The organism is Imperialibacter sp. (assembly GCF_048007035.1).
Lineage (GTDB): Bacteria > Bacteroidota > Bacteroidia > Cytophagales > Cyclobacteriaceae > Imperialibacter.
Genome location: NZ_CP180355.1, coordinates 3,652,643 through 3,676,875 on the forward strand (window position 1 = coordinate 3,652,643; position 24,233 = coordinate 3,676,875).

General features: G+C 47.7%; 20 protein-coding genes. 10 read left to right on the forward strand and 10 right to left on the reverse strand.

Annotated features, from left to right (window positions below; translation table 11 throughout):
* Positions 1-107: 107 nt before the first annotated feature.
* Positions 108-398 carry a peptide-methionine (R)-S-oxide reductase MsrB gene (gene msrB, locus ACMVP2_RS15610; protein ID WP_416864194.1) on the reverse strand — a complete coding sequence of 97 codons (291 nt, stop codon included), beginning with the start codon at positions 396-398 and terminating at the stop codon, positions 108-110.
* A 417-nt stretch (positions 399-815) separates the two neighbouring features.
* Here msrB and ACMVP2_RS15615 point away from each other — a divergent pair, with 417 nt between their 5' ends.
* Positions 816-1,784, forward strand: a complete 969-nt coding sequence (locus ACMVP2_RS15615) for a Kelch repeat-containing protein (RefSeq protein WP_416864195.1) — start codon at positions 816-818, stop codon at positions 1,782-1,784.
* Between the two features lie 476 nt (positions 1,785-2,260).
* Here ACMVP2_RS15615 and ACMVP2_RS15620 read toward each other — a convergent pair whose 3' ends face one another.
* Both ACMVP2_RS15620 and ACMVP2_RS15625 read right to left on the reverse strand, forming a co-directional pair.
* Positions 2,261-3,289, reverse strand: coding sequence for a sialidase family protein (locus ACMVP2_RS15620; RefSeq protein ID WP_416864196.1), 1,029 nt, complete (start codon positions 3,287-3,289; stop codon positions 2,261-2,263).
* Between the two features lie 334 nt (positions 3,290-3,623).
* Entirely contained in the window at positions 3,624-5,342 is a 1,719-nt protein-coding gene (locus ACMVP2_RS15625) for a PQQ-dependent sugar dehydrogenase (RefSeq protein ID WP_416864197.1), read from the reverse strand.
* Positions 5,343-5,549: 207 nt separating this feature from the next.
* Here ACMVP2_RS15625 and ACMVP2_RS15630 point away from each other — a divergent pair, with 207 nt between their 5' ends.
* Positions 5,550-5,939, forward strand: a complete 390-nt coding sequence (locus tag ACMVP2_RS15630) for a DUF983 domain-containing protein (RefSeq protein WP_416864198.1) — start codon at positions 5,550-5,552, stop codon at positions 5,937-5,939.
* A 4-nt stretch (positions 5,940-5,943) separates the two neighbouring features.
* Here the strand turns inward: ACMVP2_RS15630 and ACMVP2_RS15635 are convergent, their stop codons facing one another.
* Positions 5,944-6,510, reverse strand: a complete 567-nt coding sequence (locus tag ACMVP2_RS15635; RefSeq protein WP_416864199.1) for a hypothetical protein — start codon at positions 6,508-6,510, stop codon at positions 5,944-5,946.
* Between the two features lie 81 nt (positions 6,511-6,591).
* Positions 6,592-8,313 carry a M28 family peptidase gene (locus tag ACMVP2_RS15640; protein WP_416864200.1) on the reverse strand — a complete coding sequence of 574 codons (1,722 nt, stop codon included), beginning with the start codon at positions 8,311-8,313 and terminating at the stop codon, positions 6,592-6,594.
* 95 nt (positions 8,314-8,408) lie between these two features.
* Here ACMVP2_RS15640 and ACMVP2_RS15645 point away from each other — a divergent pair, with 95 nt between their 5' ends.
* Entirely contained in the window at positions 8,409-8,639 is a 231-nt protein-coding gene (locus ACMVP2_RS15645) for a hypothetical protein (protein WP_416864201.1), read from the forward strand.
* Positions 8,621-9,013 (forward strand): type II toxin-antitoxin system VapC family toxin, encoded by a 393-nt coding sequence (locus ACMVP2_RS15650; protein WP_151997191.1) that lies wholly within the window; start codon positions 8,621-8,623, stop codon positions 9,011-9,013. The genes ACMVP2_RS15645 and ACMVP2_RS15650 overlap by 19 nt, the downstream gene beginning before the upstream one ends.
* Positions 9,014-9,085: 72 nt before the next feature.
* Here the strand turns inward: ACMVP2_RS15650 and ACMVP2_RS15655 are convergent, their stop codons facing one another.
* Together ACMVP2_RS15655 and ACMVP2_RS15660 are read right to left on the reverse strand one after the other, a co-directional pair.
* Positions 9,086-10,483 (reverse strand): GH1 family beta-glucosidase, encoded by a 1,398-nt coding sequence (locus ACMVP2_RS15655; RefSeq protein WP_416864202.1) that lies wholly within the window; start codon positions 10,481-10,483, stop codon positions 9,086-9,088.
* An 18-nt stretch (positions 10,484-10,501) separates the two neighbouring features.
* Entirely contained in the window at positions 10,502-11,194 is a 693-nt protein-coding gene (locus tag ACMVP2_RS15660) for a hypothetical protein (RefSeq protein ID WP_416864203.1), read from the reverse strand.
* Between the two features lie 158 nt (positions 11,195-11,352).
* Between ACMVP2_RS15660 and ACMVP2_RS15665 the strand changes: the two genes are divergently transcribed.
* Together ACMVP2_RS15665 and ACMVP2_RS15670 are read left to right on the forward strand one after the other, a co-directional pair.
* Positions 11,353-12,162 (forward strand): hypothetical protein, encoded by an 810-nt coding sequence (locus ACMVP2_RS15665; protein WP_317489847.1) that lies wholly within the window; start codon positions 11,353-11,355, stop codon positions 12,160-12,162.
* Positions 12,163-12,196: 34 nt separating this feature from the next.
* Positions 12,197-15,292 carry an ATP-binding cassette domain-containing protein gene (locus ACMVP2_RS15670; RefSeq protein WP_416864204.1) on the forward strand — a complete coding sequence of 1,032 codons (3,096 nt, stop codon included), beginning with the start codon at positions 12,197-12,199 and terminating at the stop codon, positions 15,290-15,292.
* Position 15,293: 1 nt separating this feature from the next.
* Here the strand turns inward: ACMVP2_RS15670 and ACMVP2_RS15675 are convergent, their stop codons facing one another.
* The gene (locus ACMVP2_RS15675) at positions 15,294-15,743 is read right to left on the reverse strand and encodes a 3-oxoacyl-ACP synthase (protein WP_416864205.1); all 450 of its coding nucleotides are present in this window, start codon (positions 15,741-15,743) and stop codon (positions 15,294-15,296) included.
* Positions 15,744-15,865: 122 nt separating this feature from the next.
* On the opposite strand from ACMVP2_RS15675, the gene ACMVP2_RS15680 reads away from it, so the two are divergent.
* Together ACMVP2_RS15680 and ACMVP2_RS15685 are read left to right on the forward strand one after the other, a co-directional pair.
* Positions 15,866-17,293 (forward strand): redoxin domain-containing protein, encoded by a 1,428-nt coding sequence (locus tag ACMVP2_RS15680; protein WP_416864206.1) that lies wholly within the window; start codon positions 15,866-15,868, stop codon positions 17,291-17,293.
* A 60-nt stretch (positions 17,294-17,353) separates the two neighbouring features.
* Positions 17,354-19,543 carry a PQQ-binding-like beta-propeller repeat protein gene (locus ACMVP2_RS15685; RefSeq protein WP_416864207.1) on the forward strand — a complete coding sequence of 730 codons (2,190 nt, stop codon included), beginning with the start codon at positions 17,354-17,356 and terminating at the stop codon, positions 19,541-19,543.
* 2 nt (positions 19,544-19,545) lie between these two features.
* On the opposite strand, the gene ACMVP2_RS15690 is transcribed toward ACMVP2_RS15685, so the two are convergent.
* Together ACMVP2_RS15690 and ACMVP2_RS15695 are read right to left on the reverse strand one after the other, a co-directional pair.
* Positions 19,546-20,262: a LytR/AlgR family response regulator transcription factor gene (locus ACMVP2_RS15690; RefSeq protein WP_416864208.1), complete on the reverse strand. Its 717-nt coding sequence runs from the start codon at positions 20,260-20,262 to the stop codon at positions 19,546-19,548.
* The gene (locus ACMVP2_RS15695) at positions 20,259-21,392 is read right to left on the reverse strand and encodes a sensor histidine kinase (RefSeq protein WP_416864209.1); all 1,134 of its coding nucleotides are present in this window, start codon (positions 21,390-21,392) and stop codon (positions 20,259-20,261) included. The genes ACMVP2_RS15690 and ACMVP2_RS15695 overlap by 4 nt, the downstream gene beginning before the upstream one ends.
* A 253-nt stretch (positions 21,393-21,645) precedes the next feature.
* On the opposite strand from ACMVP2_RS15695, the gene ACMVP2_RS15700 reads away from it, so the two are divergent.
* Together ACMVP2_RS15700 and ACMVP2_RS15705 are read left to right on the forward strand one after the other, a co-directional pair.
* A complete protein-coding gene (locus ACMVP2_RS15700) occupies positions 21,646-22,335 on the forward strand; it encodes a carboxypeptidase regulatory-like domain-containing protein (RefSeq protein WP_416864210.1) in 690 nt (229 codons plus the stop codon).
* Positions 22,336-22,486: 151 nt separating this feature from the next.
* Positions 22,487-23,809, forward strand: a complete 1,323-nt coding sequence (locus ACMVP2_RS15705) for a DUF4270 family protein (RefSeq protein ID WP_416864211.1) — start codon at positions 22,487-22,489, stop codon at positions 23,807-23,809.
* The last annotated feature ends 424 nt before the right edge of the window (positions 23,810-24,233 follow it).

Sequence of the window (24,233 nt, forward strand, 5' to 3'; positions counted from 1 at the left end):
GGAAAATAGGCTACAAAATCAACAATATGTTACGGCCTTGCTGCCGCCAGCATGTGTTGATTCACCTTAGCTTTAAGGTCTTCCAAAAACCGGAAATCAGGGGTTTTTCAGGCTTCCTTTAGTTTTTTTAAAGCAACGGCATTCATGCAATACCTCAGGCCTGAAGGGGCAGGGCCGTCAGGAAACACATGGCCAAGGTGAGCGTCGCAGGTGTTGCAAACAGTTTCGATGCGGTACATTCCGTGGCTCTTATCGGCGATATAGGCGATGCTGTTTTCTTTCACAGGCTGAGTAAAAGACGGCCAGCCCGTGCCCGACTCAAACTTCTCAGCCGCATCGAACAGCAACGTGCCGCAGCAAACGCAGCCGTATTGGCCTGGCTCAAAAAGGCTGCACATGTCGGAGCTAAACGCCCGCTCTGTTCCTTTCAGCCGTGTTACCTGTATTCCTCAGGGGTAAGCTTTGCCTTCCATTCGGCTTCGGTTAGTGTTACTTTTCTATCAGGTGCGGGGTTTCCATTTTTGGCGAAGCTTGTTATGTCTGTCCACTTGATCATAGGAGGGTTCTTTTTGATGATTGAGTAACAGCAATTGGAGGGGAATAGTTTTGAAGACAATAAAGCGAATATAAATTAAAGAGCCCCAAGGGCTGTCCCCTGACAACCCTTCTCTGAGCGCTTTCAGGCGTCAGACCCAGGCTGCTAACTCAAGAATCTTGCTCTTCTTTCTTTTTTTTGCTGGCGAAGCATATCTCCAATCTTGTATCTTTACTTTTGAACCGTTGTCTGAAACGCTAAACAAAAATTTTCCCTGGTTATGAAAAAGATGCTGTCCTTCCTCGTGATAGTTGTTATGTCGGCCACCTGCACATTGGCGCAAAGCTGGCAAAAAGTGACACCAACTAACGAATGCACCAACCGCCACGAGAACTCACTCACCGCCATTGGCAGCAAGCTGGTGCTGGTAGGAGGCAGGGGCGTGAAGCCCGTGGAGTCTTTTGATATAAAAACCAACACGTGGACAAAGCACGTGGAGACGCCCCTGGAGATGAGTCACTTTCAGGCCATCAACTACAAAGGCGAAATGTGGGTAATAGGAGCCTTTACAGGCGGCTACCCACACGAGGTGCCCATTCCCGATGTGTATATTTTTAACATCGAAAAGAATGAATGGCGCAAGGGGCCATCCATTCCCGAAGACCGTCGCAGGGGCGCAGCCGGTGCTTTCGTGTACAAGAACAAGATTTACATCATTTGCGGAGAGACAGACGGCCACTGGGACGGCACCAACGCTTGGTTTGATGAGTATGACCCAAAGACCGACAGATGGAGGAGGCTGGCCGATGCGCCTCATATCCGTGACCACGTGGGTGCGTCTGTGGTAGGCGACAAGCTCTACCTGGCCGGGGGCCGTCGTTCGACAGCTAAAATCCAGCAGGTGCTGAACCTCACAGAACCCGCTGTGGATGTGTATGACTTTAAAACAGGCCAGTGGTCGACGCTGAGCGAGGCGCAGAACTTGCCCACAAAAAGGGCGGGTGCTTCTTCGGTGGTATTGGGTAAAAAGGTGTTGATCATGGGGGGCGAAAGTGATGCGCAGGAAGAGTCGCATGCCAACGTGGAGGCTTTCAACACGCAAACCATGCAGTGGGAGATCCTGCCGATGCTCAACAAAGGCCGCCATGGCACTGGTGCTGTGAACGTAAAAGGCAAGATATACACCGTGGCCGGCTCCGGTAACCGTGGCGGCGGCCCCGAGCTGAATAGTATTGAGGTTTTTGAGTAGAAAGATTAAAGAGGTTACTCTGCCCCAGAGAAAGTCGTAACCTCTTTAATCTTCAGGAAACGATTCGTTACTGACTAAAGAGGTTGCACCTGCTCCAAATTAAAGAGGTTACTCTAGCCTCAAAGAAAGTAGTAACCTCTTTAATCCTCGAAGCACAATTCGTTACCGACTAAAGAGGTTACATCGGCAGGGACGCAGAGAGTAACCTCTTTAGTTCAAACCCCAAATTAAAGAGGTTACTCTAGCCTCAGAGAAAGTGTAACCTTTTTAATATTTAAGAACGATCGGTTACTGACTAAAGAGGTTGCACCTGCTCCAAATTAAAGAGGTTACTCTAGCCTCAAAGAAAGTAGTAACCTCTTTAATCTTCGAAGTCGATACGTTTCAGACTAAAGAGGTTACATCGGCAGGGGGAGGAGAGAGTAACCTCTTTAGTTCAAAGCGTTACATGTGCAGGGACGTAGAGAGCAACCTCTTTAGTCTTTCACCAAAAAGCTCTTAAACGCAATCTTTTGGCGTTTCCAGGTGTAGGTAACGGCTACGGTGTCGCCGTACTGGATGATGGCGGGGTAGGAGAACTCCTCCTCTTCCGTGCCCTTGTCAATATCGACGATGGTGGGCCAGGTGGTGCCGTTGTCGGTGGAAACGCCTAACGAGAGCGGAGACCGGGAGCCCCAGTTGCCCGAGGTGTTGTTGAAGGCCAGGGCCAGCGTGCCGCCGGGTAGCTTCACCACGTCGATGCCGCTGTTGGGGTTGGGGAGCTCAGTTTTGTACACCGGCGACCACGTAACACCGCCGTCTTCAGAATCGCTGCGGCAGATAGCGCCAGCCGAGCTCCTTAGCAGCATGTGCACCTTGCCCGGAGCCGACTCCCACAATGTTGGCTGAATGATGCCTTCACCTTCAATGGCTGTTCGGTCGAGGGGCAGGAAGTCAGATTTAGTCCAGGTTTGTCCGTTGTCAGTGCTGCGGTCGATAAAGGCATCCCATACCCTGTTCGTTTCCTTTGAAGAGCCCGACAGCAGGGTGCCATCGGCCAGGGTGATGGGCTTGTTTCTCACCGGACCCCGGCCTCCCTTGTCGCCTGCTACCAGCTCGGCAGGGGCTGACCAGGTGGTGCCGTTGTCCGTAGTGCGGATCCACCAGGTTTCCCAGTTGTCGATGGTTTTGCCTACTTTGAAGTAGAGGATGATGCTGCCGGAGGCTTCTTTGAAAAGTACAGGGTTCCAATGGGCATCTTCACGAATTTTGGCGACCTCAACGGGCCTTGAGAAGCTGCCTGCGTTGCCTTTGGTCAGCCAAATGCCTACGTCGTCGTGCTTTTCGTGGGTGCCGCCAAACCAGGCTACGAGGAAATTGCCGTCGTTGGTGCGAACGAGGGTGGAGGCGTGGGCCTGGGCGAAGTCACGGTCGTCGCCGAAAACGAAGTCGGAGGTGAGGGGGGTGACGGTGGGTTGGGGTTGTTTTTCCGCCGTTTGTTTTGTTTCTGGTTTGCAAGAATCCATAAACGTCAAAATTGTTATAAGGATACTTGTTGTTTGGATGCTTTTTCGGAAGATAGTGCTCATATGGGATCGGAATAAGTTACTGCCATCTAGGTTAGCTTTATACCATCAAGCAGCATAGGTTGTCTAAAGTTTCTTTTTGTCCTCAAGCCGGACGGGCTGTTACTTTTCCTAGATGAAAAGTAACCAAAAATCATCGAAAAATTAACGCACTAGCCAATTACACGCACCCGGCCGCCATTTTTCGCCCTCCCTCCTGGTTGGGCGCTGCTCGAATAAGAAACCTCGCTAATAAAAAGATGGCATTAACGGTGTATCGAATTCTAAATTAAGATCACATCGCCTTTGAGCCCACTAGTTTGTAGGCTTTTCCGTCTGTTTTCGTGAAAATGTATAGTTCGCCGTCGCTATCGGTGCCCAGTCGTAAATCCACTTTTTTGCAGTCGCAAATGTCTTTGAAGTTCACCGTCTTGCCATTCATGCTCACCTGCCACTTTTTGATCGTCGCCTGCTGTCCAAGCTTCAGATCGGCTATGTTGATATAAGCCAGCCAGCCCTGGACAATGTCGCCAAACACATATTTCCCTTTCAGCTCAGGCACATCCGATCCCAGGTACTCGTACCCACCCAGGATGGCATTGCCCTCGTCGTGGTCGTACTGTGCCACCGGGTAGGTGATGGGGTCGTTAGGCCCAATGGTGTTGGCGAATACTTTGTACATATCGTCGTAGGGATCGATCACGAAGGTCCCTTCTCTGTAAGGCCAACCATAGTTACGGCCTGGCTGAATCATGTAAAGAGACTCAATGCTATGATGACCAACATTAGAAGCCAGCATTTCGCCTGACTGTAGCCACGTCAATCTGTGTGGATTTCTGAAGCCCTTGGCATAAATCTCCTTTACCGTATTGGGGTTGGCATCACTCACAAAGGGATTGGAAGCTGGTATACCATAATTTCCATTTTTACTGTTGGTGCCTGCAGGGTCAATGCGGAAGATAGAGCCCCAGGCTGTTTGCAGGTTGTCGATGATGAAGGCATAGCCATTTTCTGCCGCTCCACCATCGCCAACGCCGATATACATCAGGCCATAGTCAGGGTCGCCTTTCTTCACCAGGGGATTAAACCTGATGTCCTGCACGCCATGAATTTGCGTGACCATATTGATGCGGAACAGCTCACGTTGCCTGGTAGAAGTGAAAGGGGCTTTGGCAGCAGGATCGGTTGTCCACTCCGTTAGTATCCACTGTAGCTTCACCGGAATAGAATCAGCGTAGGCGAAGTCGGCGGGTTTGGTGCCTGGCTCGGTGTGGGTGGTGTAAAGCAGGCCGTTTGTGCTGAATTCAGGGTGGAAGGCAAAGCTGCCGAACCCGGTGGCCAGGCCAGGCTGTTTGATGAAGTTTGGCATTAGCTCAGCCATGTCCATGTACAGCTTTGGTTGCCCGTTCACCATTTCATACAATCTACCATTCAAATCCACCACGAAGTCCCTTTTGGTGCCGGGCAGCTGATCCATTTTGGTCATCCTGTTAATCGGCTGCTTGTCATTTGACGCAGGGAGCCCTGTTATTTCCTTCATAGCCACCACTATGTCCGACGTTTGGATAGTGTCGGGGATAGGATTTTCCAGCGCTTCTCCTTTGTCAGCACCTCCACCAAATACGGGTGCTTCTTTCGTATTGATATAAGCAACTACCTGGTCAATTTGCTCATCGGATAAGTACGAGAACGAGGGCATGTAGGAATTGAATTTCTTAAACAACATGACAGCCCTTTCGTCGCCCGAGTCAATCATTTGCTGAGGGTTTTTCACAAAGCTTTTGATCCAGTCTGCCGATACTTCTTTGGTGAGCCCTCCCAGCTGAGGGCCGATGCCGGCCTGCATAAAATTGTGGCAAGCCCCACAGGTCATCTCAAATGTGGACTGCCCAGCAGCAATCACGGTTTCATCAGTAGAAATATTGTTGTTGTTTTTTGTTTCGCCGCCGCAGGAAGTGACTATCAGCCAGATTAAAAGCAGGTAGCTGAAGCTTAGAAGGGAGGTTGTTTTCATTCGTAAAATAGTTTGTAGGCAAGTATGTGTAGTATCAAATAAATAATGCGGGTCTATATTAGTTAAAGATCATCAAAGGGGAAAAGAATAGTTGGTCAAAGGGGCGGGCTATTTTCTTGTTTCGTTGATTTACCACTAGGACGAAATTTCCTTCCCAGTCACCTACCAATTCGTAACTTTGCGTCAATATATTTAAGGAGGTATCGCATGAGTGAGAAAGGATCAAAGTTTTACGCCATCACCAAAATGAAATGCCCCCGGTGCCATGAAGGTGACTTGTTTCCCGGGAGCAACCATTTCAGCTTTTCGAAATTCACCCATATGTACAAGACATGCCCGGTTTGCAACCAGTCGTTTGAGCCGGAGCCTGGTTATTACTATGGGGCCATGTTTGTTAGCTACGGTATCAACTCCGCTATTTTTGTGGCTGTTTGGGTGACCCTCGCTCTGATTGTCGATGAGGTAACGCTCACCATGATGATGGTGGCCATTGTCACGATCGTTGTGGGGCTGCTGCCATTCAACTACCGCTTTTCCAGAAGCATCTGGATCAACATGATGATAAAGTACAAAGGGATTGCAGCAAAAAAAGAATAGGCAATCAGCCTTTCTTGAAAAGATCGAACTTCAAAAGGCCTGAGTTGTCATCTGACTCAGCTTTTTCTTCTCTGCGCTTCTGCCGCTCTTTTTTCCGCTTTCTCTTTTCCCGGGCTTTTTGCCTTTTCTTTTTCGTGTCTTTGGCGATGATATAATGAGCAGAGAGGCCCGTTGAAAAAGTGAACCAATCAGAGTGATTGACTTCATAGGCGGGTTTGATGTCGGCTGAAATGACAATCGGTAGCCCCGGGAGCTTCATTTCGGCGCCGAGTATGGCGTCGTAGCCATAATAGTTTCCCTGTTCTTTTTGCTCTCCCAAATGCATGCCGGCTCCGGTGTATATATTGAAGCCTTTACCAATCAAAGGAAAATGTTGTTCAATGAGCAGCGTACTGCTGTACTGGCTGGGGTAAGCTGCGAAAATGCCTTCGAGTGTTGTTTTAGCAAACAGCTTCTGTTTTGCAGTGACGCCATAGTGTTCGTTGCCAAAGCGGACGCCGAGGGCTGTGGAATATTTCTGTGCCTGGACTGAAACAGCCAGAAAAAGCAATGGGATGAATATTTTAGACATGGCTAGCTTAAACTTTTAACTGAACGACTTATTGAATCAGTTATTTTCTTACTGCCACGGTGTGTGCCATTATCTTGCCAATTAGCGCAGTTGCCCGATTATTTCTTCTGAAAGCTGTTGAATTTCTTTTTGTGAAGTTTCAATCGCTTCAGTTACTTCGGTGCTGGCACCACCCACTTCCATGTCTTTCACGCTACCAAGTGCCTTCACATACCAGTCGGCCCAGGCGCTGAGGATTTGAGTTTCTTCTGATGCACTGGCTCCGTTCTTTACGGCTTGCTTGCTCAACTCAGCTTCGGCATTCAGTCTGTTGGTGGCCGCACTCTTTATTTCGCTGTTGATAGCCAGGGCAGTTTGGTGATCTGCGTTGACCAGGGTGAAAGCAGAGGCAAGAGCAGCGGTGGCGACGTTCCGTTCTGTTTCTTTGGATACCTTGTCTAACCTGTCGTTGTCGGTATGGTAAAACTGGTCAGTGAAATGCCAAAGCAGCAAACCCGGGATGTTGGCTTCCAGAAAAGGCACGTGATCGCTGCCACCTTCAAAGGGATTGTAGCTCACCTGCCAGTCGGCTGCTTTGCCCTGCTCCATAAAACGATTGAGCATGAAGTCGTTGAAGTAGTGAGGTTTCATATCGGCCAGGGTCACGTCGCCAGCTCCCCATTCGGTGTGCTTGTCGTTGCCTCTTGTCCAGATGGCGCTGGGGTCGGGCATTTTTTCGATCAGGAAGGAGCCGCCTGTCACCGCTGTGTTTTCTCCCACCATGTCGAGGCTGATGCCCCATTTGATGTTGGCCGCCCTCGCTGCATCCTCCTCAATATAGCGACGGGTGGATACTATTTCGTCGCCCCACAGAAACGTGATGGTTCTTTTCGGATCGAATTTGTTCTCCTTCACCAGTTTTGCCGTTACAGCAGCCATTTCCACCTGGGTGCCTGTGCCTGAGGCGTTGTCGTTGGCACCGGGCTCCTGCACATGGGCGCTGAATACCAGTCTTTCATCGGGCACTTGCGAGCCTCTCACATTGGCCACCACTGTAAGCTCTTCGGAAGGATAAATCTTTGTTTCAATCTTCACGTTCAGCTCCACCTTTCCCTTAGCCATAGCATTCTTCAGCTTCTCTCTTGCCTCCCACGACAAAGCCACGCACCAGGCATCTTTGCCTTCCTGATAAGGAATGCTTCTGAACTGGATGGACGTGACGTTTTTCTCGGGCTGTAGGTAATCCGGATTGTTGTACGTAAGCAAAGCCAGGGCTCCTCCTTTTTGCACGGCCTGCTCAAACGCCTGCCGGGGATTGGCATCTGCCAGGGCAATTTTTCCTTTTAAGCTTCCGGCTGCTATTCCCTCAATATCTTCAACAAAAACGACCTCGCCGCCGATGCCAGCTTCTGGGGTGCTGGTGGAGTAGATGGGCAGCATGTTTCTGTTGGTGGCGAAGCTAAGTAATGGGCTGGCGTCGCCTTTGATTGACAATTCCCCGTCCACTGGTTCCCAGGTGGGTTTGGATAATGCCCTTTTCTCGATACGGTAAACAAGCCTGTTGTCCTTTGTGGCGTTTTCCTCCAGCACATAGCCTGCTCTCTGCAATTCAGACACAATTCTGTAGATACTGGAGTCGAAGCCTGCATTGCCAGCCAGTCGCCAGAATTGTTCGACGTAGGCAGTAGTTTCGTACGCCAGGTCGCCCGTTACTTCCGGTCTTACCATGTCAAAATAGGCTGCTGAAGGATTTGGCGGCTCGGCGGTTGGTTGAGCGCAACTGAGTAAAATGAAAGTGAGCGGGAGCAGGGCAATGTTTTTCATAATCAAAGGTAAAAAATGGGAGTAGATATTAAACAAATGTTAGTTGCCATTCCAGGCTCCGTCGAAATTTCAATCAATTTCATTAAATTTGGTTTATGGAAATGAAAGTAAAAATACCCTTTCAGCAGCTTCTCAGAGCAGTGCGGGCATTGACCCCGGCAGAAAAATCCAAGTTGAGGGATGAGCTCAAGGAGGATATGGTGGAAAAAGATGACAAGTCATCATTTGTCGAGATGTTAATTGATGGGCCTGTCTTTTCAAAAGAAGAAATCAAAGTGATTGAATCCAACAGAAAAAGCATTGCAGCATGGCGGACAAAAGGCTAATGCTGGATTCTACAATCCTGATAGACTATTTTCGCAAGACGAACAAGAGCAATTCTCGTCTTGTCAATCATTTCAAATTATACGATCGGCTTTACATCTCCAGTGTAACCGAGTTTGAAGTAATTAATGGCGCTTCACCGGATCATACAGCATTCTGGGATCGCATGCTAGAGCGAATCACGATCCTTGAATTTGACAGTAAAGCGGCCCGAATGGCGGCCGAAATCGTAAAACAACTGAAGCACCTGCGCAAAAGCATTGACAAGCCCGACCTGTTTATTGCAGCCACTGCAATTGTTCATCAACTCACTTTGGATACGTCAAACAAGAAGCATTTTGTTCACATCCCGAATCTTGACTTACTTTCAGATTGATTTTGGGCGTGTGGAATCGGACTTTAAAAACCGAAACACCACACCCGTATCAAAGCAAAGAGATTTGAAGAATTAGTCGCTTAGAAGTAATTCCTTCCACCACCAACCCGAGTCTTTCACTGTGCGTTGTTGCGTTTCGTAGTCGACATGCACAAGCCCGAAGCGAGGCTCGTAGCCTTCACTCCATTCGAAATTGTCGGTGAGGGTCCACACAAAATAGCCGTCTACGTCAACGCCTTCTTTTTTGGCACGGAGCACTTGCAGCAGGTATTCTTCGAAGAATTTGATGCGGCGGTGGTCGTTCACTGCCCCATTGTTGACCTGGTCTGGCAGGCAAACACCATTTTCCGTCACCACTAGTTTTTTGATACCCTCGTAGCTGCCAAAGCGCTTGAGCATGTGGTAAATGCCTTCCGGGAAAATTTCGAAATTCATCGAGTTCATTTCTACATTCCGCTTTGCCGCTGGCACTTCTTTGGCAAAAAGGCCAAGCGAAAACAGAGAGTATTTGGAAACGATACGGAAGTAATTCTGAATGCCGATAAAGTCGAATTCGAACGAGAGCTTTTCCTCATCATCGGCCTTCATGAATTTTTCTATCCGTTTGAGGATAGGAACAGCCTTTGTTGGGTAACCAAGTCCCAACCCTGGCTCCACATACAGTCTGTTGAAAACGGCGTCCATCCGGTTGGCGGCTTCTACGTTCCACGGCAGTTTGTCGACCGGGTCAACATGGGAGCAGGAATAAGTAGTGCCTATGTTGGCATGAGGTACATTGTAGCGAACAATTCGCCCGCCCTCGGCCTGGCACATCGTTGTGTGATGCGCTGCGCTTAGGAACGAGTCCAGCCCTTTTACGCCAGGGGCATGATAGCCAGCCATGTAACCCAGCCCGGTGAAAGCCATGGGCTCGTTGAGTACCATCCAGTTTTGTGCTTTGTCGCCATATTGCCTGGTCACCAGGTCTGCATACTCGGTGAACCACCCAATAATATCCCGGTTGGTCCAACCGCCATGGTCTTGCAGTGCCTGCGGTAAGTCCCAGTGATAGAGCGTGATCCACGGAGTGATGCCATTTTCCAGGCAGTAGTCAATCACCCGGTGGTAGAAGTCGACACCTTTGCTGTTGACGTGGCCAGTGCCGTTGGGAAGCAACCTTGGCCAGGCAATTGAAAACCTGAAGGAGTCGAACCCCATCAGCTTCACCAGGTCAATGTCTTGTTCGTAGCGATGGTAGAAGTCGGTGGCTACGTTGGCATGGTCACCGGTTTTGATTTTGCCTTTGGTGTGGGTAAACCGATCCCAAACCGACTCGCCTTTGCCATCTTTGTTCCAGGCACCCTCAGTTTGAAAAGCGGCGGTGGCTACTCCCCATGTGAAGTCATTGCCAAAATCGGCCCGGCTGAAGGGTCGGACGTCTTCCAAAAGCTCATGACTGCCGCTTGTTTTTGTTGTGCCCTTGTTTAGCATTCTTGTGGATCGACTTGGCTATGCCTGATATTGTTCGGTTTTTCTGTAGCAAACGGCAAAGATAAGGAGGATTATGAAGCCCAAAAATATGGAAGTGGTAAACCTGTTGATCCAGCTCGAATAATCAACTATAGAAAGTGCCAGAAGGATGCCCGGGAGGGAAAGAATGAGTGAGAGCACTTTTGAAAGGGAACCTTTTTGGATAAGAAGTGTACCGAGCCAGCCAAACACAGCAGCCAGCAGCCCCCACTTTGCCCAGGTGAATAATGGGAGAAAATTAATGTAGGGGCTAAAGCTCATTCCGCCTTCCATGTACCTGGAGGTAATGCGAAGCATCATGATGTTTTCTAACAGGTCGCTGGTGAATATGACAAGCCCTGCCCAGGCCATGTTTTTTACAACAGGCTGGTTAGAGATAGCGCCGAGTTTATAAATAAAAAGCGACAAGAAAGAACTGTAAACGGCCATGAAAATGAAGTCGAAATAATTTACTCTGTCCAGCCCAAAAATTTCTTCTTTGTCCAATACTTCCAGTGTGTTGACGACATCCGATGACGAATGCACAAACTCGAGGGCTATAATCAGGCTATTGTAGGGCTGTAAAGCCTTTTCGTTGGGCAGCGAAACACTCCTCATGAGTCCGAGGCAAACGACCAACGGTAAAATAAAAAGCCCAAGACTGCGAAGAGGATAGTTGGGATTATTGATCATTGAATTAATTTAGCGCACTTAAGCTTTGAGGAACTCAATGCTGATCTACAATATAAGCCATCTGTGGTTTAGTAGATGTAATTCAAACTAAACATTTAGATTTGTTCAAATAATCCGATAAATTCAAGCCTTCTAGATAAGACCAAAAACTAATAACTATGAAAAACCTGAAATCACTTCTTTTGCTTGCAGTAATTCCGTTCGTTGTTTCCTGTAGCTCAGGCGACAAAAAGGCTGCATCTGCTGAAGAAGCCACTAAGGAAACCGCCGTTGACAAAGTTGAAAAAGAATTTAACTACCCTATTCCTACCTCTTTCGAAGTAACTAAAATGCTTCAGGATGCGCAGGCAGGATTTGTGTTGGGAATAACCAATGATGCTGAAAATGCTGATCAGTATGTTACTGCATATAGCAAGGCAGTGAATCTGGGCGTTTATGGTGCCGATTTGAGCTACGCCAGTACTTACAACCGTCAGCAAGAGACAATGGACTTTCTTAATGCTTCCAGAAAACTGATCCAAAGCCTCAATATCTCCTCTGGCTTTAGCATGGAAATGGCTCGCCGGGTGGAGAACAATCTTCAAAACAAGGACTCACTGATCAACATTATCACTGAGGCTTTCTACGACACCTACACTTTCCTTAACCGCAGCTCACAGGAAAGAACGTCGCTGCTAGTGCTTGCTGGTAGTGTGGTGGAAGGATTGTATATCTCATCAAACCTGGTTATCAGCAGTGGCTATGACCAAAAGCTGTTGGACGTTATCGCTGGGCAAAAGTCGCAAGTGTCGAAGCTGGTTGATTTACTTGGCGAATTTTCTGACGACGAGAATGTGCAAAAGGTGCTTCCAGCTCTTCAGGGAATCAAAGAAGCGTATAGCAAAGTCGGCGATAAGCTCACAGCTGAGCAATTTGATGACTTGCAGGTAGCCATCGAATCAATCCGTACGCAGATAGTTACACCATAATTTAATTGCTTGAGTTAGTTCCTATTCCCCGGCTATGACCGAGTCGATTGTAAATGCTTTAATGCATCTGTTCGCCATCATTGAGAGTGTCAAAGAGGACGATCAGTTTGACTCGGTTCAATTAGTGATTAAGCCTTATCTTAACAGGAGCCTGAACAACGAGGAGCTAACTCAAGCATATCTTGACCTCTACAATAATTACCTCTCTTTTCACAGAAGCCAACCCCGAACAGGCGACGAGGAAGCACTTCTGGCCACTGACGTAGAGAGTATTTTGCAGGTTACCAAAATCTGCAATCAGCTCAATCAGGAGCTTCTTCAGCATGAACGTATCATTGTATTTCTCCAGCTTCTGGAGCTCATTTTTGCCGACGGAAAAGTAACCGACCGGGAAGAGCAGTTTGTTATGCTGGTGGGTATGAACTTCAGCATACCCAGCAAAGAAGTAAATGACATCAAGGCTTTTGTGCTTAACAAAGATGGCAAGGGCATGGACACCCAGCGGGGGCTGGTGATTGACAACCGTGCCACAGAGTGGTCGGACGACATAGCCTGGATGATGAAAAAGAAGAAAGTGGCCGGGGCCACTGAGTTTCATCACATGCGGGTGGAAAACATGTTTGGGAAGATACTTGTGCTTCATATTGCAAGCATCAACACCTTCTTTTTCCGGTACGACGGCCCCCTCAATCTCTATGTAGAAAGCAACAAAATTGTCAAAAGTAAATCGTATCAGCTCAAGCCCGGGTCTATAATCAAAGGCAAGACGATCAAGCCGATTTACGAAACTGAAATCACCAAAAAGTTTCTCGAAGACCACAAGCGGGGACACATTGTCCTGACCGGGAGGAACCTCACCTTCCAATTCAAAAACAGCGACAATGGCATTCATCCCTTCAACTTTTCGGAGGAGTCGGGCACCCTGGTGGGCGTAATGGGTGGCAGTGGCGTGGGGAAGTCGACACTGCTGAACCTGCTGAATGGCAAAATTGAGCCGACTGAGGGGAGAGTGACTCTGAACGGCTTTAGCATGGAAAATGCCGCCCGTTATGGAATGATAGGCTTTGTGCCACAGGACGACCTGCTGTTTGAGGAGCTGACTGTGTACCAAAACCTTTTCTTCAATGCGCAAATGTGCTTCAGCGAGTTTAGCAAAGAGCAACTTGAGGAAACCGTTGACAAAGTGCTTCACGAGCTCGACTTGTATGAGATCAGAGACCTTCGGGTCGGCGATCCGCTTAACAAGTCTATTTCAGGTGGACAACGAAAGAGACTAAACATTGCTCTTGAGCTGCTGCGTGAGCCAGCGCTATTGTATGTGGATGAGCCAACCTCCGGGCTTTCCTCCATGGACTCTGAGAAGGTGATGTGGCTGCTTAAAGACCTGACCCGCAAAGGCAAGCTTGTTATTGTGATCATTCACCAGCCTTCGTCGGATATTTACAAGCTTTTTGATAAGCTGTGGATGCTGGACAGGGGTGGTTTCCCCATCTACAATGGCAACCCCATTGATGCGGTTGTTTATTTCAAAAGCGAGAGTACGCAGGTAAACGCCACCGAAAGCGAGTGCCCGCATTGTGGTAATGTGATTCCCGAGCAGATTCTTCAGATCGTTGAAACTAAAACTATTGATGACGACGGTCGCCCTACATCGGAAAGGAAAATCAAACCCAGCGATTGGTTTCATAAGTACAAAGAGAAGATTGAGCCGTTTGTTCCTCAGCTGCGTCATGACACGTCCATCCCCAAGTCCAATTTCAGGCTGCCCAGCTCGCTCAAGCAGTTTTTGATTTACAGCAAGCGGAACGTGCTGTCGAAGGTGGCTAATAAGCAGTATATCCTTATCAACCTCCTGGAGGCCCCTGTGCTGGCGTTTATCCTCGGATATTTTTCAAAGTATTCAAGCGGACTTGAGTATAACCTGGCAGAGAACAAGAACCTGCCGGTGTATCTCTTTATGGCGGTGGTGGTTTCCTTGTTTATTGGGATGTCGGTGAGTGCAGAGGAGATTTTCAAAGACCGAAAGATTATTGAGAGGGAGTCGTTTCTCAACCTTAGCCGGTTCAGTTATATCAATTCCAAGGTGAGTTTTCTATTCACACTGTCGGCTTTTCAAATGCTGACATTTGTGGTCATAGGCAATTTTATCCTGGAAATCCATGGCCTTTCTCTCTACTACTGGCTGCTGCTTTTCTCAACGGCTTGCTTTGCCAATCTGGTGGGGCTTACCATATCGTCCGCTTTCAACTCGGTGATCACCATTTACATTTTGATTCCTTTCATACTGGTGCCGCAGTTGCTGCTTGGGGGGGCCATGATCAAGTTCGATGACCTTCACAAGTCGCTTACCAACAGGGTTTATGTTCCACTTATTGGAGATGTGATGGCATCACGGTGGGCTTATGAGGCCATTGCAGTGGCACAGTTCAAGGAGAATGCTTATGAGAAGCATTTCTTTGAAGCGGAGAAAAAGATCAGTGCTGCTTCATTCAATATCTCATTTAAAATTCCAGAACTGGAGGTCATCACCAACTCTCTGATGCAGGACGAGGACAAAGAATCGGAGAGCTTTGAGGCAAGGCTCGATATCCTTCGAAACGAACTGGACCGGCTGGGGAAAAAGGCAGAGATGCAGCCTTTTACATTTGCTAATAACCTGACGCCGAGGAGTTTTACGCAAAATATTGGGAAAAACGTATTGAGTTATCTCGAATCGCTGACGAGGGCATTCACCGTTAAAATGGAAGATGCCGCCAATGAACAGGAGGGTATTTACAATGGATTATCCCGCAAGATCGGAAAGGATGAGATTTTGGTTCTCAAAAAATCATCCTTCAACGAGGCGCTGTCCGACATTTTATTGAACAGGAATGAAATTAAGGTACTCTATTATGGAGCCGACCAGCTGATTCAAAAGAAGGATCCGGTATTAATGGAGCCTGAGTCCAACCTGGGAAGAGCACATTTTTACGCTCCGGTGAAAATCTTTTTTGGCTACCGCATTGATACCTTCTGGTTCAACCTGATGGTGCTCTGGTGCATGACCGGACTGCTTTATGTGCTCCTGGTTAAAGATTTCTTTGGCAGGGCGATGAAAGGCGTATGGCGCACAAGGCTGCGCAAGGAATAGCCTAGCTTAACTCTTCAATAACATGCATTTGCCCTAAAAAAGTGACCTTGTCACCTTGCTTCTTACCAAAAAATGCCTGTCCCAGTGGTGAGCCTGGTGAAATCACAAAGTAGTCTTTTCCATCGAGTGATACTTTGCCAAGGCTGGCAGCAAAGTAATAGTACCCAAGCGACGTTTTGACCATGCTTCCCAACTGGACAGTGCCGGGCGTTTTGGATGGATCAATAGATTTTAATACTTGCAACAGCTTTTGGGCTTCACCTGCTTGTGTCGCATTTTTTTCAATTTCCTGCTGCATCATGGCCCGACCAGTTTCGTATTTGTCGCCGGCGCTGCTTTTCGTTTCTGAATTGGCAGCTTCTCTTGCTTCCGCAATTGCACTATTGGCTGTGTCAATCCTTGACTTCACATGGTCAATGCACGTTTGCAAAAGCTGTTGTTTGACTTCCATAGGGTGAAGGAAAAGTATTGATTTCAGATATTTTTTAAGGGAGAACTCAAATGTAAATAGAATTAAACGTTTTTAAACTTTGGATTGCTCATTACCTTTGGTTTGGCGTTTAGCAACTGACTATGAGTAAAACCCTTATAAGATTCACATTCACCGCTCTTATTTTTTTAGGGCTAAACATAAAAACGTTTGGCCAGGGGTATGATATAAAAATATCTGTGGAAGGTATGCAGGATAGCGTGGCCTACCTGGGCTATGTGTTCGGCGATCAGCGGTTTCTGACTGACACCACCCGGGCAACTGCTCCCGGCGTGTATCGTTTTACTGGAGCGAAGGAGCTGCCTACAGGCATCTACTTTCTTTATACTCCTAATTACTTTCTAGAGTTGATAGTGAAGGAGCAGAAGTTCAGCCTGAAGACTACCAAAGAGGGAGCCTTCCGAACCATGGAGGTTACATCATCACCGGAGAACCTGGTGTTCAAAGAGTTTCAAATGGGAATGGTGGAGCTTCAAACCCAGAAGCAAGCCATAAGAAAGAAGCTGGAGCAGGCTTCCACAGCAGCCGACTCTTCGGCTATTTTTGAAGAAGACAAGCAGGTAAATGAGAAACTCAATGACTTCAGGCAAAACCTCATTGCCAAGTATCCCGATTCATTTGTTGCGAAGTTTGTACGCTTGATGGCATTGCCCGATGTGCCGGGCATTCCTGAGTACAGCGACGTGACCGATGACCTGGAAAGGGGAAGGTTGAAATACGAGTACTACAAAAGGAAGTACTTCGAAAGCATCGATTTTGATGATTCGGGACTGCTCAGGACACCCGTATTGAAGTCGCCTGTTATACACTTTCTCGACAAGGTGGTGATTCAGCATCCGGACACCATTAACGTGTATGTCGACAAAATAATGACCCAAGTGCTTGATCAGCCCGATGCGTTCCGGTTTTGGCTGGTTACGCTCTTCAAAAAATACCAGGAGTCTAAAATCATGGGCATGGATGGTGTGATGGTGAACCTGGCAGAAAAGTATTACCTGACCGATAAGGCAGACTGGCTGAGCAATGAAGACAAAGAAAAACTTGCTGAGGAAGTGGAGTTTGTGAGCCCCAACCTTGTTGGGAAGCAGGCTCCCACCCTTCAATTGCTGGATACCTTGCTATCACCCATCAACCTGAGTCAGGTAAAGGCAGAGTTCACCATTCTCTTTTTTTATGACCCAAACTGTGGGCATTGCAAGAAGTCAACTCCTGTGCTTTTAGAAGAATACCATCGGCTGAAAGACAGTGGGGTGGAAGTGATGGGCATCTGCATATCCACAGATATTGAGGAGTGGCGCCGGTTTGTGTATGAGTATGAGCTCGATTGGATCAATGCCGCTGACCCCTACTACAGAAGCAACATGCGCCGAGACTACAATGTAAGAACCACTCCTCAGGTTTATATACTCGATAAAAATAAAAAGATCATTGCTAAGAAGCTGGAGGTAGAACAGCTGGCAGGGTTTATTGAGCAATACCGGGCTGTACAGCGGCCTGCCGGGGAGGATTAAATAGTATTAGTTGTGCTTAGGTTTTTTTTGCGCTAAATTTTTGGCTGAAACCTACTGAAAATGACAACTCCCCGTTACTTTATAAGCTGTTTTGCTTCATTTAGTCTCATCTTCATTCTTCTTTCATCGTGCGAAAAAGCTTCCAGCGACTACAGCGGCTGGCCTGCCTACGCCGGATCCAAAATGGGTGAAAGGTATTCCTCCAATGATCAAATCAACAAGCAAAATGTAAGTAAGCTGCAGGAGGCCTGGCGCTACAGCACGGGAGATAAAGACCCAAAAAACCGATCGCAAATCCAATGTAATCCAATCGTCGTAGACGGGGTGCTGTATGGCACTTCGGCTGAGTCAAAGCTATTTGCCCTGAACGCTGCCACTGGTGCGGAGAAGTGGGTTTTTGATCCTTTCAAGGAGACCCGGGAGCAGCTAACCGAAGACAGGTTTTGGTTTGCGGTGAACCGGGGAGTGATGTACTGGGCGGATGAGGCTGGCAGCGATAGCCGTATTTATTACAGTATTGCAGAGAACCTGTATGCCGTAAATACAGAGACAGGCCAGTTGGTTGAAAGCTTTGGGGAAGGCGGGCATATTGACCTTAGAGAGCAGCTGGATACCGACCTGGACATCAGCAAAACGTATGCCTCGGGCACTACACCTGGGGTTATTTTCAATGACCTAATCATCATGGGCATGCGGTTGTCGGAAGGGCCCGATGCTCTGCCCGGCCACATCAGAGCTTTTGATGTGAGAACGGGAGAAAGGAAATGGATCTTTCACACGATTCCTCACCCAGGGGAAAAGGGCTACGAAACCTGGGAAGATCCTGATGCATGGAAAAAAATAGGAGGGGCCAACGACTGGTCAGGCATGTCGCTGGACGAAGAGCGGGGAATTGTTTTCGTTTCGACTGGCACTGCCAACCCTGATTTTTACGGAGGCTTTCGCAAGGGCGAGAACCTGTTTGCTAACTGTATTATAGCGCTGAAAGCAGGCACAGGAAAGTATATCTGGCACTATCAGGTGGTGCACCACGACTTATGGGACAGGGACCTGGCTACCAATCCGATCCTTACCACCGTCAAGCATGAAGGAAAAATGGTGGACGCCGTGGCGCAGATTACCAAGCATGGTTATGTGTTTCTTCTGGAGAGAGAAACAGGAGAACCAATCTTTCCGATTGAGGAGGTGCCGGTACCCACCTTCGCACTTGACGGTGAAGCGCCCTGGCCAACGCAGCCCGTGCCCACCCTGCCTGAGCCGTTTGCCAGGCAATCGTTCACTGAAGCAGATGTGTATGGCACAACTCCAGAGGCCCATGCGTATCTGCTGGAGAAATTTAAGACAGTAAAATATAGTGAGGCATTTACGCCTCCAAGCAAGGAGGGCTCGTGGATCTTTCCCGGCTATGATGGCGGCGGAGAATGGGGTGGGGCTTCGGTTGACCCTGAGTCGGGTATCCTGTATGTGAATTCCAGCGAAATGCCCTGGGCTTTGCACATGGTGGAGGCTCCCGCCAGTAGCACCGGTGGCTCTTCTTTGAAGGGCATTGGTCAGGGTGTTTACAACAAGTATTGCATGTCCTGTCACGGGCCCGAGAGAAAGGGCAACGGAGCGGCCTATCCGTCGTTGGTTGATTTGAACCGACGATACAACAAAGCACAGCTATCAACACTCATCGCCACCGGCAAAAATATGATGCCCGCCTTCAAACAAATTCCTGATGGGGAGCAGGAAGCCTTGATGGCGTTTGTGCTCGACTTGGAGGACAAAGAGGCAGTGCCGGAAGTGGCTGGCAATGAAATTCAGGCCCGGACACCCGAGATCCCCTTCAGGATGACTGGTTACAATCGCTTCATAGACGAAAACGGATATCCCGGCATTACACCGCCGTGGGGAACGCTGAATGCTGTTGACCTCAACACGGGCAAGCTACTGTGGAAGAAGACGCTGGGAGAGTTGAAAGAATTGACTGAAAAGGGTATTCCGCCGACAGGCACCGAAAACTATGGAGGGCCGGTTTCCACCAAAGGAGGCCTCGTGTTTATTGCAGCTACCAAGGATGAGAAAATCAGAGCCTTTGACAAGGTGACTGGCGAAGTTCTCTGGGAGGCCAGCCTGCCAGCATCTGGCTTCGCTACTCCTGCAGTGTATATGGTGGATGGCAAGCAATATGTTGTGATTGCCTGCGGTGGCGGAAAAATAGGGGCAAAGTCGGGCGATGAGTACGTGGCGTTTGCGCTGCCTGACTAAGGCTAGCCAGGCATGAGGGCTTTGAGCGTTGCTTCTTTGTAGCTGGCACCGATAGGGATGCCTTTTTTCTCTATCATCACCATATTGCCCTCGATCACACGCACCCGGTTGATGGGCACGATATACGATTTATGAACCCGCATAAACATGTGGGAGGGAAGTATTTCTTCCAGCTTTTTTAGCGATTCAAGGGCTATGATTCTTTTGCCATCGGCAGTAAAGTAAGATACATACTCTCTCAACCCTTCAATGTACAGGATGTCTGCCAGTGGCAGCCTGTATATCTTGTGGTCGGCGTGTACTACAATAAAATCCGGTTGACTGGTGGTGCCTGAATTACCCGTTTTATTGTGGAGGATCTTTGTGGCTTTGTTCACGCCGTGGATGAATCGTTCAATGCTTACAGGCTTCACCAGGTAGTCGACCACGTCGAGCTCATATCCCTCAAGCGCATATTCTGGGTAGGCTGTGGTAAAGATCACGACCGGCTTTTTCTCCAGGGACTTCAGAAACTGGATGCCGGTAAGTTCTGGCATCTGAATGTCGAGAAACATGAGATCGATTGGAGTTGTCTGCAGCACTTCCATCGCCTCCAGTGGGCTTTTGTAAGCACCTACAAGCTCCAGGGTCGGGATTTTGGACACATATTCTTTGATCAGTGCCCTGGCCAGCTCTTCATCGTCGACGATGATGCAACGGATTTTTTGTTGAGTGCTCATGATATTAATATTTTCATCTCGACGGTAAACCCTTCGGCAGTCTCCTGGGTTTTTAGCTCGTGCCGTCCAGGGTAAATAAGCTCAAGCCTTCTTTTTACGTTTGTGATGCCAATGCCACCCTCTTTGTCTTTCGATTTCTTGTTTGCCGAAAGGCTGTTCTGGCATCTGAAGGTGAGCAGGCCAGCTTCTACCTTCAGGTCAATGCTGATTCTCCCCTTAGTTGCATCTTCAATATTGCCGTGTTTGAAGGCATTTTCTACAAAAGGGATAAGCAGCATGGGCGCAATGTCAACATCTTCGGGTGTGTCGTATTCAAACTTTATGTTATCCTTGATACTGTTGTCTTTGAGAATATAAATGGCAATGTAGTTGTTGATATAGGCAACCTCTTTCGACACAGGCACACGCTCTTTGTTTTCACTCTCGTAAATATTGTATTTCAGCATGTCAGAGAGCTTTAGTACTACCTCCGCTGTTTTATCTGATTTTAAGAGAGAGAGTGTATAGATGTTGTTCATCGCATTAAAAAGAAAATGCGGATTGATCTGTGACCTGAGGAATCTCAGCTCAGAATCGAGCTTCTCACTTCTCAGCATCAGGGTTTCTCTTTGCCTTTCGCTGGCAATTTGGGTCACTTTGTAAATGGTGGTTAGCAAAATAACGGTTCCGGTTTGAACGAACATCGGAAACCACATAAACACACCAAAAGCACCAGGCCTGCCACGTCCTCTCAGTGACCAGGAACCGTCGTTCTCAGTATCTGGCATTCGCATGTTTTCATCCGGCGCCGGCCCCCTGAATCCTCTTGCTCCTTCGGCAAAGCCGTCGGGCTTGTAGGCATCCAACAGATTGACCTGATGGAAGAATGTGAGGATGGAAGCGCCAACCACGATGAGAAGGATAATCAACAAGGCGGAAGCAGCTTTTGACTGACTGCCTACATATTTGGGAGTAAGCACTATCATGTTGAAATATGAAAGCGGTATGATAATGCTGAGATTGATTACGCTTTGTATAAGTGCCTTTTCAAATGTGAAAGGGCCGTTGAGAACAAAGAGGTAGAAAGCAAGAAACCCCAACCAAAAGGCGGCATGTGATAGATATGTCTTAAGAGAAATCGGTTTTGGCATGGTAGCAATTTAAATAGGATCGAAAGATACCCACCCCACCTATTATACTCAAACCTATTCAACCTACGCATCGATTTTATCACCCAACACATCGTAAATACCTATCATCGTGAAGTTTATCTATGGCTTGTTTTAGGTAATCTTTTTTCGTTTCAGGCTTGTTTGTTGAGAAATAGCACGGCTTGGTTGAATAAATTTTCTTCACAGCAAGAACGATCACTACTTCGCCATATCAATTCATAAAGGAGGGTGAATGAAAAAGACGATGCTTTTGATTGGTCTATTTTTCGGTTTCATTACAAGTCGGGCAGAACAGGTTTTTTTCACAGGTACGGTGAAGGATGCCTGCATAGACGTCCCATTGATTGGAGCCGTTGTCAGCTTGAGCGCATACCACGATAAAGCAGTTAAAACCAGTACAATCACGGACTTTAACGGGGCATTTTCCATAGCACTTCCCGCTGACGGAGACTTTTTACTTTGCGTCTCTTTTCCCGGGTATGTCAGTTTTAACAACCGAATCACCGGTAGTGATTGTGGGGATAATATGAACATCGAACTTTCAGCAGACCTGATATTGGATGGAGGGAAAGCAAAGAAAGTTAAAAGGAAAAAGCGTAGAAGCGGCTTGCGGCTGGCTGTCGTGGACACGCCTGGGGAACAGTTCTATCGCAGCAAAGAAAACGACCCAATGGCACTTGCCAACTCCATGACAAGGAAGATGAGAAACAGACTTCAGTTGACACCCACGCAGGAAGCAGTGATTGAGCTAACCAACCAAAAGTATTTTTCCCGGGTCATTGAGCTACAATCAAACCCTGGCGACAGCACCTTCAACGCCAGATTATACCAAGTTAGAAAGTCCAGAAACCAACGACTGGAGGAACTGCTCACAGCATCGCAATATGAAAAGTGGGTGAGGTATTCGGACAGCGAACAGTAACGGAGCGGATTCTAAAATGAGTTAGCTGATACTGGTCGTTGAGAATTTCGGATGGTTGGTTGAAAAAATTTCGGCACCCGGGCTTTCAGCATCAATTTTACTTAAGATTTCAATTTTCCAATTGTAGTAGGAGTGAGAAAAGGGTATGGGTTTGAAGAAAATAGCTAGCAAGTTAAAAGTTGTGGTTCTGCTGCTTGGTATTGCCGTGGCAATCGCCAGTTGCGTAGAGAATGACCTTCTGCCTGTGTCGGTAGATTTGATCGATGATATTACCCCTGACTTTATAATTATTGACACGCTCACACTTGATGTGTCCACCGTTCGTCTCGATTCTTTTGTAACATCCGACACCGAACGCTTACTGGTGGGCCGCCATCAGGATGAATATATTGGGGAAATTACGTCGAGCTCGTTTTTCGAAGTAGCCTACCAGGACTACTCGTTTTACCCGCCTGCTGCTTCCCGGTTCGATAGCCTGACACTGGTGCTCTATTACGACTACAACTATTTTGATACCCTTCAAACGCAAACCATCGATGTTTACAGGTTAGCTGAAAGTATGGAGTACAATACCTATGGGACTATTTACAATACGGCAGGCTTTGGTCTCGAAAAAACGCCACTTAGGTCATACTCCTTCAAGCCAAGGCCAAATGCGACTGATTCTTTAGAAATAAGGCTGCCCGATGCTTTGGGCAAGGAGCTGCTTGAGATGGGACTGACAAGTAACAGCGCCTTATTTAATCTTGCACTATTCACCGACTTTCTGAAAGGATTTGCGTTGGTTCCGGGTGCTGACAGTGAGGGCTTTTTGGGATTTACAAAAGCTAATTCGAGCCTCAAACTCTATTATTCTGATTACACAGATATACCACCCACGCAATTGACCAATAAGTTCCCTGTAAGCCAGGGTACGGTTTGCTTCAATAAGACTACGTTCAAGCCAAAATCGACAGCATTGAGTGGCCTGGAGAGCCAGTTGGATGAGCTGAGCTCGGAGTTAACCGATCACTATTCGTTTATTCAGGCGGGTGCCTACATAATGACAAAGGTGGAAATTCCATACATCCAGGAGCTTCTTATCCTGCCCGGTAGTGTGTACATACCCCATGCTGACCTGGTGATAAGACCGGTAGCAGGAACCTACCGAAGCGGGACCAATACCAATCTGCCAACTTCTATTGCGGGATATTATGGAAGTATTGACAATTATCCACTCGGTGTATTTGACACCAGTAGTGAGTTTGTGCTTGACGACGAATTTGGGAAAGATACTTTCTACCGCCTTGAAGTGACCGATCTGGTGAACAACCTGCTCGACACTGATCAGTCAAACGACTATTCGATTCTATTGGGTCTTAGTGAGGATATTATGCTTTACGGCGCCGGCAGGGTGTACCTGAAGGACGGCTACTGGGCCAACGGAATGAAGCTCCAGGTATACTATATACCGCTAGATACAGATGATAATTAAACACACATAGATTAATAAGATGAAATAGCCGTAAGGAAAGTCCATACCCAGCGGAATGAATAAAGTCGGAGAATAGTCGACTATCGCTTCCAAAAGGTTTTGGCTATTCCCGCTTCGGCGGCGGTTCGCCGAGCGACCGATCTGGCCACTAAAAAAATAAACTTTATACAGATGAAATAGCCATAAGGAGAGCCATACCTAGCGGAAATGAATAAAGTCGGAGAACAGTCGACTATCACTTCCGAAATGCTATTGGCTATTCCATGTGGCCGCCGAAAATCAAAATTTATACACATGAAATAGCCATAAGGAGAGCCATACCTAGCGGAAATGAATAAAGTCGGAGAACAGTCGACTATCACTTCCGAAATGCTATTGGCTATTCCATGTGGCCGCCGAAAATCAAAATTTATACACATGAAAG